Annotated in this window: 9 protein-coding genes and 1 pseudogene; 6 read left to right on the forward strand and 4 right to left on the reverse strand. The window is 62.8% G+C overall.

Translation table 11 applies throughout. The features are described from left to right. From AC1D1Y_RS25280 to AC1D1Y_RS25290, 3 genes are all read right to left on the reverse strand, one after another. The coding region (locus AC1D1Y_RS25280; RefSeq protein ID WP_477684779.1) for a class I SAM-dependent methyltransferase at positions 1–154 on the reverse strand (154 nt) is incomplete at its 3' end. Positions 155–299: 145 nt separating this feature from the next. Next, positions 300–713 carry a gamma-butyrobetaine hydroxylase family protein gene (locus tag AC1D1Y_RS25285; protein WP_477684771.1) on the reverse strand — a complete coding sequence of 138 codons (414 nt, stop codon included), beginning with the start codon at positions 711–713 and terminating at the stop codon, positions 300–302. Between the two features lie 85 nt (positions 714–798). Continuing rightward, the gene (locus AC1D1Y_RS25290) at positions 799–4,701 is read right to left on the reverse strand and encodes a DUF3683 domain-containing protein (protein WP_477684772.1); all 3,903 of its coding nucleotides are present in this window, start codon (positions 4,699–4,701) and stop codon (positions 799–801) included. A gap of 232 nt (positions 4,702–4,933) precedes the next feature. Between AC1D1Y_RS25290 and ugpB the strand changes: the two genes are divergently transcribed. From ugpB to ugpQ, 5 genes are all read left to right on the forward strand, one after another. Next, entirely contained in the window at positions 4,934–6,250 is a 1,317-nt protein-coding gene (gene ugpB / locus AC1D1Y_RS25295; protein WP_477684773.1) for a sn-glycerol-3-phosphate ABC transporter substrate-binding protein UgpB, read from the forward strand. 131 nt (positions 6,251–6,381) lie between these two features. After that, complete coding sequence (gene ugpA, locus AC1D1Y_RS25300) at positions 6,382–7,263, forward strand: sn-glycerol-3-phosphate ABC transporter permease UgpA (RefSeq protein WP_477684774.1); 882 nt, start codon at positions 6,382–6,384, stop codon at positions 7,261–7,263. Positions 7,264–7,293: 30 nt separating this feature from the next. Beyond that, a complete protein-coding gene (gene ugpE / locus AC1D1Y_RS25305; RefSeq protein ID WP_477684775.1) occupies positions 7,294–8,145 on the forward strand; it encodes a sn-glycerol-3-phosphate ABC transporter permease UgpE in 852 nt (283 codons plus the stop codon). 37 nt (positions 8,146–8,182) lie between these two features. After that, on the forward strand, positions 8,183–9,202 hold the full coding sequence (locus tag AC1D1Y_RS25310) for a sn-glycerol-3-phosphate import ATP-binding protein UgpC (RefSeq protein ID WP_477684776.1): 1,020 nt from the start codon (positions 8,183–8,185) through the stop codon (positions 9,200–9,202). Between the two features lie 7 nt (positions 9,203–9,209). After that, positions 9,210–9,962, forward strand: coding sequence for a glycerophosphodiester phosphodiesterase (gene ugpQ / locus AC1D1Y_RS25315; protein WP_477684777.1), 753 nt, complete (start codon positions 9,210–9,212; stop codon positions 9,960–9,962). A 5-nt stretch (positions 9,963–9,967) separates the two neighbouring features. Here the strand turns inward: ugpQ and AC1D1Y_RS25320 are convergent, their stop codons facing one another. Next, positions 9,968–10,258 carry a hypothetical protein gene (locus AC1D1Y_RS25320; RefSeq protein WP_477684778.1) on the reverse strand — a complete coding sequence of 97 codons (291 nt, stop codon included), beginning with the start codon at positions 10,256–10,258 and terminating at the stop codon, positions 9,968–9,970. Between the two features lie 120 nt (positions 10,259–10,378). On the opposite strand from AC1D1Y_RS25320, the pseudogene AC1D1Y_RS25325 reads away from it, so the two are divergent. Further along, positions 10,379–10,726, forward strand: a pseudogene (locus AC1D1Y_RS25325) (glutamyl-tRNA reductase); the annotation flags it as partial.

Below are 10,726 nucleotides of genomic sequence, written 5' to 3' on the forward strand. Positions count from 1 at the left end.
GCACGGTGTAGGCCTTCCAGGCGCGGTGCAGGCCCATGGACATCAGGTCGTTCATCACGTCGTATTTGGGCGCCACGGAATCGAAAACGCCGCGCACGCGGCGCGCCTTGTCCTGCTCGTCGACGGATTCAAAACCGAAATGGGTGCTGCTCATGCATCAATGCTAGAGGGCAATGCCCGGAATGACCGCGACAACCCTGGGATGACGCGGGGCATTGCGGCCTTATTGCCGGCTTTTATGCTGGAAAAACAACAGTGCCGCAAAGCCGGCTTTCGCCGCACTCGCGCGGCCTGCGCGCTCAGTGGCTTGCGCAGCCGTGGCCGCCGGCTTGCGGCATGGGCGCGTCGCGGTCCACGCCGGCCGCCTGAAGGCGCCGCTGGTAGTCGTCCCAGAGGCGGCTCTGCTCGGCGCCCAGGTGGTAGAGGTAGTCCCAGGAAAAAATCCCGCTCTCGTGGCCATCGGAAAACACCGGCTTGACCGCGTAGTTGCCGATGGGTTCGAGCTCGACCAGGTTCACCTCGCGCTTGCCGGTCTGCAGGATTTCCTGGCCCGGGCCGTGGCCCTGGACCTCGGCCGACGGCGAGTAGATGCGCATGAGTTCAAACGGAATCCGGAACTCGGCGCCGTCGGAAAAAGCGATTTCAAGGACGCGCGACTGGCTGTGAACCGTCAGCGCCGTGGGCGTCGGGGAGCCGGGTTGAAGGCCTGCCATGGAGTGATCGCTTTCTGAGAGGAAATGGCCGGACGCATCCGGCCATCATGGTTTTGGCAATAAGCCCATTGACACGGAAGCCGGCCTAGACCAGCACCCGCTCGATGCCGCCGTGGTTGGCCGCTTCCACATAGGCCGGCAGCCATTCCTTGCCCAGGATCTGGTTGGCCATTTCCACGACGATGTAGTCGGCCTCGAGCAGGCCGTTCTGCAGATCGTCGCCGTAGCGCGAGAGCCCTTGAAGGCAGCTCGGGCAGCTGGTGAGGATCTTGACGCTGCCGCTTTCAGCGACGGCGCCGGACGCCCGCAGGGCGGCTTCACCCTTGCGCAGCTCTTCTTCCTTGCGAAAGCGGATCTGCGTCGAGATGTCGGGGCGGGTAACGCCCAGCGTGCCCGACTCACCGCAGCAGCGGTCGTTCTTGAGCACGTTGTCGCCCATCAGGGCCTTGACGGTCTTCATGGGCTCCTGCAGCTTCATGGGGCTGTGGCAGGGGTCGTGGTAAAGGTAGCCCGCACCGGGCTGGTCGGTGCGCAGGGTGATGCCTTTTTCGAGCAGGTACTCGTGGATGTCGATGATGCGGCAGCCTGGGAATATCTTCTCGAACTCATAGCCCTGCAGCTGGTCGTAGCAGGTGCCGCAGCTGACCACCACGGTCTTGATGTCCAGGTAGTTCAGCGTGTTGGCCACGCGGTGGAACAGCACCCGGTTGTCGGTGATGATTTTTTCGGCCTTGTCGAACTGCCCGCTGCCGCGCTGCGGGTAACCGCAGCACAAATAGCCCGGGGGCAGCACGGTCTGCACGCCGGCGTGCCAGAGCATGGCCTGCGTCGCCAGGCCCACCTGGCTGAACAGGCGCTCGGAGCCGCAGCCCGGGAAATAAAACACGGCCTCAGTTTCCGAGGTTGTACTTTTCGGGTTGCGGATGATGGGGACGTAGTCCTTATCCTCGATGTCCAGCAACGCGCGCGCGGTCTTTTTGGGCAGGCCACCCGGCATCTTCTTGTTGATGAAGTGGATCACCTGCTCCTTCACGGGTGCTTTGCCGACCGTGGCCGGCGGCAAGGCCGTCTGCTTGCGCGCCAGCCGGCGTAGCAGGTCGTTGGCCAGGCGCTGGGCCTTGAAGCCCACGTCGACCATGGCGCCGCGCATGAACTTGATGGTCTGCGGGCTGGTCGCGTTCAGGAAAATCATGGCGGCGGCATTGCCGGGCCGGAAGGACTTCTGCCCCATCTTGCGCAGCAGGTTGCGCATGTTCATCGAGACTTCGCCGAAGTCGATGTCCACCGGGCAGGGGGTCAGGCACTTGTGGCAGACCGTGCAGTGGTCGGCCACGTCCTCGAACTCTTCCCAGTGCTTGATGCTCACGCCGCGCCGGGTCTGCTCTTCGTACAGGAAAGCCTCCACCAGCAGCGAGGTCGCCAGGATCTTGTTGCGCGGGCTGTACAGCAGGTTGGCACGCGGCACGTGGGTGGCGCAGACCGGCTTGCATTTGCCACAGCGCAGGCAGTCCTTCACGCTGTCGGCGATGGCGCCTATGTCGGATTGCTGCATGATCAGCGACTCGTGCCCCATGAGGCCGAAGCTGGGCGTGTAGGCGTTAGTCAAATCGGCTTGAAGACTTTGTCCTTCTTTGCCAAGGTGCCCCTGGTCTCGCAGCAGTTTGCCCTTGTTGAAACGCCCCTCCGGGTCGACCTTCTGCTTGTATTCGGTGAAGGGCCGCAGCTCCTCGTCGGTCAGGAATTCCAGCTTGGTGATGCCGATGCCGTGCTCGCCGGAAATCACGCCGTCAAGCGAGCGGGCCAGCACCATGATGCGCGCCACGGCCACATGCGCGGTCTGCAGCATCTCGTAGTCGTCGCTGTTGACAGGCAGGTTGGTGTGCACGTTGCCGTCGCCGGCATGCATGTGCAGCGCGGCCCAGACGCGGCCCTTGAGCACGCGCTTGTGGATAGCCGTGCATTCCTCGAGGATGGGCAAGAACGCGCCGCCCGAGAAAATCGCCTGCAGCGGAGCGCGGAGCTGCATTTTCCAGCTCGCGCGCAGCGAATGGTCCTGCAGTTGCGGGAACAGCGTGGCCACGCCTTCGAGCCAGCCCGACCAGAGTGCGCGCACTTCGCCCACCAGAGCGAGCGCCTGGCCGACGCGGTCTTCCAGCAGTTCGGCCGACGGAATGTCGTTGGCGTCGTCCGACTTGCCCAGGGGCAGGTTGCCCTTGAGGAAAAAAGCCTCCAGCTCGTTGCACAGCTTGATCTTGTTGGCCAGGCTGAGCTCGATATTGATCTGCTCGATCCCGTCGGTGTACTCCGCCATACGGGGCAGCGGGATCACCACGTCTTCATTGATCTTGAAGGCGTTTGTATGCTTGGAGATCGCGGCGGTACGCTTGCGGTCCAACCAGAATTTCTTGCGGGCGTCAGGGCTGATGGCGATAAAACCTTCGCCGTGGCGCGAGTTGGCAATGCGCACGACTTCCGAAGTGGCACGCGCCACGACATCGGCATCGTCACCGGCAATGTCGCCAAACAGCACCATCTTCGGCAAGCCGCCATGCTTTTTCGATTTGGTGGCGTAGCCGACCGCCTTCAGGTAGCGATCATCCAGATGTTCAAGCCCCGCCAGGATGGCGCCACCGCGCTTTTGCTCGGCGAACATGAAATCCTTGATCTCGACGATGCTGGGCACTGCGTCCTTGGCATTGCCGAAGAACTCCAGGCACACGGTGCGGGTATGCGCCGGCATGCGGTGCACGATCCAGCGTGCGCTGGTGATGAGGCCGTCGCAGCCTTCCTTCTGGATACCAGGCAGGCCGCTCAGGAACTTGTCGGTAACGTCTTTGCCCAGGCCTTCCTTGCGGAATGTTTTGCCGGGAATATCCAGCCGCTCGGTGCGAATGGGGGTTTTGCCGTCGGCCTCGAAATATTGCAGCTCGAAGCTGGCCATCTCGGCGTCGTGGATCTTGCCCAGGTTGTGGCCCACGCGCGTGACTTCCAGCCACTGAGCCTCGGGCGTGACCATGCGCCAGGACGCCAGATTGTCGAGCGCGGTGCCCCACAAGACGGCCTTCTTGCCGCCCGCGTTCATCGCGATGTTGCCGCCTATGCAGGAGGCTTCGGCCGAGGTCGGGTCGACCGCGAACACAAAACCGCCGCGCTCGGCCGCATCGGCCACGCGCTGGGTGACCACGCCGGCTTCGGTCCAGATGGTGGCGACCGGCTGTTCAAGGCCCGGCAGCGAGACCATTTCGACCTCGGTCATGGCCTCGAGTTTTTCGGTGTTGATGACGGCCGACTTCCAGGTCAGCGGGATCGCGCCACCGGTGTAGCCCGTGCCGCCGCCGCGCGGGACGATGGTCAGGCCGAGTTCGATGCAGGCCTTGACCAGCCCGGCCATTTCAACTTCGGTGTCGGGCGTGAGGACCACAAAGGGGTATTCGACGCGCCAGTCGGTCGCGTCGGTGACGTGTGAAACCCGCGAGAGGCCGTCGAACTTGATGTTGTCCTTGAGGGTCAGCTTGCGCAGCTTGCGTTCTGTCAGGCGGCGCAGGTCGTACATCTCGCTAAAGGAGGTGTAGAAGCGAGCGACTGCGCCGCGGGCAGCGTCCAGCAATTCGCCCACGATGGCGTCGCGCTGCTGGTCCGCATCCGGCGTACGGCGCTTTTCCACCTCGGTCAGGCGGTGCTGCAGGGCGTCGACCAGCAGCTTGCGGCGCTTGGGGTTGTCGAGCAGGTCGTCCTGCAAATAGGGGTTGCGCTGCACCACCCAGACGTCGCCCAGCACTTCGTACAGCATGCGCGCGGAGCGGCCGGTGCGGCGCTCGTCGCGAAGGCGGTTCAGCAGGTCCCAGGCCCGCTCGCCGAGCAGGCGGATGACCACTTCACGGTCGGAAAACGAGGTGTAGTTGTAGGGAATCTCGCGGATGCGGGCTTCGCCGGCCTTTGCGTCACCGGCAAAGACGTGGGGTTCTTGGAGTGTGGTAGGGGCGTTCATCGTGAAAAGCCAGCGGCTTCAGACCCGTGTCCAGCGCTGTTGCCCTATATTACCGCAGCGCAACATTCGTGGCCGTACCACACAGGCCTGGGGGAATAGTCCTAAGTTGTCTTATGGAAATCCCGCTTGTCTGAGGTCTTCGAAATCGCTTAAATCCGTGTGTCATAAACAGTTTCTAGACTGTCCCGTTTAACTTGGCGCCCCTGTGTGCGCCCAATTCCCAGGAGTTTTGATGAAAAACCGTCTTTCCGCGTTCGCTTTTGCGACCCTAGGCCTATGCATGCCTTTGGCCAGCCAGGCGCAGACCGAGATCCAGTGGTGGCACTCCATGACGGCCGTCAACGGTGAATGGGTCAACGACCTGGCCAAGCAGTTCAACGAAAGCCAGAAGGAATACAAGGTGGTGCCCACTTTCAAGGGCACCTACGACGAATCCATGACCGCCTCCATCGCGGCCTTCCGCGCCGGCAACGCCCCCCACATCCTGCAGGTGTTCGAAGTCGGCACCGCCACGATGCAGGCCAGCAAGGGCGCCATTGTCCCGGTCGGCAAGATCATGCAGGACGCGGGAGAAAAGTTCGACCCGAAGGCTTACATACCCGCTGTCGCCGGCTACTACACCGCGCCGAACGGCCAGATGCTGAGCTTCCCGTTCAACAGCTCCACCACCATCTTTTATTTCAACAAGGACGCATTCAAGGCTGCGGGCCTGCCGACCGACAAGGCCCCCGTCACCTGGCCTGAGGTCGTCAACGCCGCCGCCAAACTGAAGGCATCCGGCCACAAGTGCCCCTTCACGACCGCCTGGCAGAACTGGACGCAGGTGGAAAGCTTCTCGGCCTGGCACAACGTCGAATTCGCCACCAAAGCCAACGGCCTGCAAGGCCTGGATGCGCGCCTGAAGGTGGATTCGCCGCTGCACGTGCGCCACATCGAAAACCTGGCCAACATGGCCAAGCAGGGCCTCTTTATCTACAAGGGCCGCGGCAACGTGCCGGAGGCCAGCTTCGTGTCGGGCGAGTGCGCCATGATCAACACGTCTTCGGGTTTTTACGGCAACGTGGCCAAGAACGCCAAGTTCGCCTACGGCCTGGCACCGCTGCCTTACTACCAGGACGTTCCCGGCGCGCCGCAGAACACCGTGATCGGCGGCGCAAGCCTCTGGGTCATGTCGGGCAAAAAGCCGGCCGAATACAAAGGCGTTGCCAAGTTCTTCAGCTTTATCTCGACGCCTGAAGTGCAGTCSGCCAGCCACAAGCGCACCGGTTACCTGCCCGTAACGACGGCGTCGTACGACCTGACCGAAAAGTCCGGCTTCTACAAGCAGAACCCCGGCACCGACGTCGCGGTCACGCAGATGATCCGCAAGGTCACGGACAAGAGCCGCGGCATCCGCCTGGGCAACTATGTGCAGATCCGCGCGATCGAGGACGAGGAACTCGAACAGGTCTGGAACGGCAAAAAGACGGCCAAGGAAGCGCTGGAATCCATCGTCAAGCGCGGTAACGAGCAGCTTGAGCGCTTCCAGAAAGCCAATAAGGGCGGCTGATCGCCAAAGGGACAGAGCAAGCCCGCCCGCCGGGCTACACTCGGCCCGCCTGACTCCCTCTTCCAGACAAGAGAAGGCCAGGCGGGTTTTTATGTTTAAGCGCCCCCAAGTTTCTGCCCACTGAAGGCCCTATGGAAAAACGCGTTGTCTTTCGATCCAGCTGGCTGCCCTGGCTGCTGCTGCTGCCGCAAATGGCGGTCATCCTGGTGTTCTTCTTTTGGCCCGCGGCGCAGGCCCTGCTGCAATCGCTGCAGCAGCAGGACCCCTTCGGCACCTCCATCGAATTCGTCGGCCTGGCCAATTTCCGCCAGTTGCTGGACGACCCGAGCTATGTGGAGTCCTTCAAGACCACCGCGTTTTTCTCGGTGATGGTGGCTGGCATCGGCATCAGCCTGTCGCTGGTGCTGGCGGTTTTCGCCGACCGCATCACGCGCGGCGGCATGTTCTACAAGACCATGCTGGTGCTGCCCTACGCCGTCGCGCCCGCCGTGGCGGCCGTGCTGTGGGTCTTCATGTTTTCGCCCTCACTGGGCGTGGTGGCCTATGCCCTGGGCAAGATAGGCATCAACTGGAACCACCTGCTCGACTCGGGCCACGCCATGACGCTGATAGTGATGGCGTCGGTCTGGAAGCAGATCTCCTACAACTTCCTGTTCTTCCTGGCCGGACTGCAGTCGATCCCCAAGTCGCTGATCGAAGCCGCCGCGATCGACGGTGCCCGGCCCTGGCGCCGCTTCTGGACCATCCAGTTCCCGCTGCTGTCGCCCACCACCTTCTTCCTGCTGGTCATCAACGTGGTCTATGCCTTCTTYGACACYTTCGCSATCGTSGAYGCSGCCACCMARGGCGGSCCKGGCAARGACACGGCCATCCTGGTCTACAAGGTSTAYTWYGACGGYTTCAAGGCCATGGACCTGGGCGGCTCGGCCGCGCAAWCCGTCRTCCTGATGGTGATCGTGGTCGCACTGACGGTGATTCAGTTCCGCTACGTCGAAAAGAAAGTTCAATACTGATGAAGCCGAACAATATGACGGGAGCCTCCCATGGTTGAAAAACGCGGCACCCACGGGATCCTTGCCCACGTGGTGGTGATCCTGGGCGTCTTCATCGTCGCCTTCCCCCTCTACCTGGCTTTCGTGGCCTCAACCCACACGGCGCAGGAGATCGTCCAGGCGCCCATGCCTATGCTGCCGGGTACCAACATGCTCGACAGCTACAAGGCGGCGCTGTTCGGGCGCGAATCCGCGGCCGGCTCCAACGCGCCGGTGGCGCACATGATGTGGGTCAGCTTCGTCACGGCGATGGTGATCGCCATCGGCAAGATCACCATCTCGCTGCTGTCGGCCTTCGCGATTGTGTATTTCCGCTTTCCCTTCAAGAAGACCTGCTTCTGGGCCATCTTCATCACCCTGATGCTGCCGGTCGAGGTGCGCATACTGCCGACCTACAAGGTGTTGTCGGACCTGAACATGCTCAACACCTATGCGGGCCTCACCGTGCCGCTGATCGCCTCGGCCACGGCGACCTTCCTGTTCCGCCAGTTTTTCCTGACGGTGCCTGAAGAGTTGACCGAAGCCTCGCGCATGGACGGCGCCAGCCCGATGCGATTTTTCTTCGACGTGCTGCTGCCGCTGTCCAAGACCTCGATCGCGGCGCTCTTCGTGATCCAGTTCATCTACGGCTGGAACCAATACCTCTGGCCGCTGCTGGCCACGACCAGCGAAGACATGTACCCGGTCGTCGTGGGCATCAAGCGCATGATCGCCGGCGGCGACGGCCAGAACGAATGGAACGTGGTCATGGCGACAGCCATCCTGGCGATGCTGCCGCCCGCCCTGGTGGTAGTGCTGATGCAGAAATGGTTCGTCAAGGGCCTGGTCGACACCGAGAAATAAAAGAAACAAGCAAGCAAAGACAAGACGGAACACAACTATGGCATCCCTTTCATTCAACAACATCATCAAGCGCTACGGTACCGGCAAGGACGCGCTGCAGGTGCTGCACGGCGTCAACGCCGAAATCAACGACCACGAGTTCATCGTCATCGTCGGGCCCTCGGGCTGCGGCAAGTCCACCCTGCTGCGCATGGTGGCCGGCCTCGAGGAAGTCAGCGACGGGCAAATCTCCATCGGCGGCAAGGTCGTCAACGAACTGGAACCCTCGGAGCGCGACATCGCCATGGTGTTCCAGAACTACGCGCTCTACCCGCACATGAGCGTGTTCGACAACATGGCCTACGGCCTGAAGATCGCCAAGGTGCCCAAGGACGAGATCAAGACGCGCGTCGACAAGGCCGCGAAGATCCTCGAACTCGGCCACCTGCTGGACCGCAAGCCCCGCGCCCTCTCTGGCGGCCAGCGCCAGCGCGTGGCCATGGGCCGTGCCATCGTGCGCCAGCCGCAGGTGTTTTTGTTCGACGAACCGTTGTCCAACCTGGACGCCAAGCTGCGCGTGCAGACGCGCCTGGAAATCCAGAAACTGCACCGCGAACTCGGCATCACCTCGCTCTTCGTCACCCACGACCAGGTCGAGGCCATGACGCTGGCGCAGCGCATGATGGTGATGAACGCGGGCCGCATGGAACAGTTCGGCACGCCTGAAGAGGTCTACAACCGCCCCGCCACCACTTTTGTGGCCAGTTTCATGGGCTCGCCGCCCATGAACCTGCTCAAGCAGGCTCCCAACGCCGACTTCGGCGGCAAGCCGGGCGCCATCCTGGGCATACGGCCCGAGCACCTGCAGGTCGGCACCACCGGCTGGGCGGTGCAGGTCGACACGATTGAAATGCTGGGCGCCGAGCGCCTGCTGTACTGCCGCATGGGCAGCGAAGCCATCATCGTGCGCACCGATGAAAGCCTGTCAATAGCGCCAGAGATCGGCGCGACCATCCACGTCACGCCGCGCGCGGACCGCCTGCACTGGTTTGACGCCGAGACGGGCAAACGGCTGTAATTGCGCCATGACGAATCCCGTGACGGCCGCCAACTGGCCCTATCCCCGCTGGGTGGCGCACCGCGGCGCCGGCAAGCTGGCGCCTGAAAACACCCTGGCCTCTTTCATGCTGGGCGCCAGCCATGGCTACCGCATGTTTGAGTGCGACGTGAAGCTCAGCGCCGACGGCATCCCGTTTTTGCTGCACGATGCCACGCTGGAGCGCACCAGCAACGGCAAAGGCGTCGCCGGCGAGCTGAGCTGGGAGGCGCTGGCCAAGCTGGACGCGGGCGGATGGCATTCGCCCGCCTTTGCCGCCGAAGGCCTGGCCAGCTTTGAGCGCATCGCCCGCTTTTGCCTGGACAAGGGCTATTTCCTGAACATTGAGATCAAGCCCACACCGGGTGTAGAGAGCCGCACAGGCACCGTTGTGGCCAACGAGGCGGCCCGGCTCTGGCAGGGCACGGCGATTCCCCCGCTGCTGACGTCCTTCCAGCCGCTGTCGCTGGAGGCGGCCCGCGCCGCCCAGCCCCAATTGCCGCGCGGCCTGCTGCTCGACGAACTCCCCGCCAGCTGGCTGGAAATCGCGACCGGGCTGGGCTGTGTGGCGATCGTCTGCAACCACAAACTGTGGAACGCCGACACGGTGGCGCAAGCCAAGAAAGCCGGTTTCAGGCTGCTGAGCTACACGGTGAACGACGAGGCCAATGTGCAGAGGCTGCTGGCGCTGGGTACCGACGGCATCATCACGGACGCGGTGAACGTCTTCAAGCCTGACTAGGCTTTTCAGTTTCTCCAGGCACCCAGAAGCACCCATTGGCAGGTTGCAGCAGCAGCCACCATCGCGGCATAGGTCAGCATCTTCCCGTCATGGCCGAAAAACACCAGGCCGGCGACCAGCACCAGCACATTCACGGCAAAAACAATCGCCGCCTGCGCCCACCAAGTGGCGGCGACGGGGTTTTTAGACCTGAAAACTCCGCCAAAAATACGGCTGGACAGCACCAGCAGCACGGCGACCGCGGCGGCCGGCAGGACAAGGTTGAACAGGTGGTTGGCCAGCAGGTAAAAGGTCATGCGCTTGGGGGACGGTTGAAGAATCGCCGGGAAGCATCCCCAAAAACCCGAAAAAAGGGCTATCAAGGCGATTGTCAGGGCTTCCAGCCGGGGCGGCCGCTTCAATTTTATAATCGGAGGATGTCAGTCTGGGCCCTTGGGCTAAACCATAACACCGCACCGCTCGATTTGCGCGGGCGCTTTGCCTACGCCCTGGACCAGGTCGAGCCCACCTTGCGCGGCCTGCGCGCCTCGCTGGCACGCCAGCCTGAGGCGACCCTGCTCTCCACCTGCAACCGCACCGAAATCTACTGCGCCGGCGACAACACCGACCTGGACCACACGCTGGAGTGGCTGGCGCACAACGGCGGTGTCTCGCCGGCCCTGCTGCGATCGCATGCCTACACGCTGCAGGGCGACCAGGTCGCCCGCCACGCCTTTCGCGTGGCCAGCGGCCTCGACTCCATGGTGCTGGGCGAACCGCAAATC

Source organism: Polaromonas sp. P1_G1 (genome assembly GCF_056405595.1).

Excerpts from the sequence above, each read along its gene's own strand:
- AC1D1Y_RS25285 (WP_477684771.1), bottom strand. The coding sequence starts at position 713 with ATGGCAGGCCTTCAACCCGGCTCCCCGACGCCCACGGCGCTGACGGTT.
- AC1D1Y_RS25290 (WP_477684772.1), bottom strand. The coding sequence starts at position 4,701 with ATGAACGCCCCTACCACACTCCAAGAACCCCACGTCTTTGCCGGTGAC.
- ugpE (WP_477684775.1), top strand. The coding sequence starts at position 7,294 with ATGGTTGAAAAACGCGGCACCCACGGGATCCTTGCCCACGTGGTGGTG.
- AC1D1Y_RS25310 (WP_477684776.1), top strand. The coding sequence starts at position 8,183 with ATGGCATCCCTTTCATTCAACAACATCATCAAGCGCTACGGTACCGGC.
- ugpQ (WP_477684777.1), top strand. The coding sequence starts at position 9,210 with ATGACGAATCCCGTGACGGCCGCCAACTGGCCCTATCCCCGCTGGGTG.
- AC1D1Y_RS25320 (WP_477684778.1), bottom strand. The coding sequence starts at position 10,258 with ATGACCTTTTACCTGCTGGCCAACCACCTGTTCAACCTTGTCCTGCCG.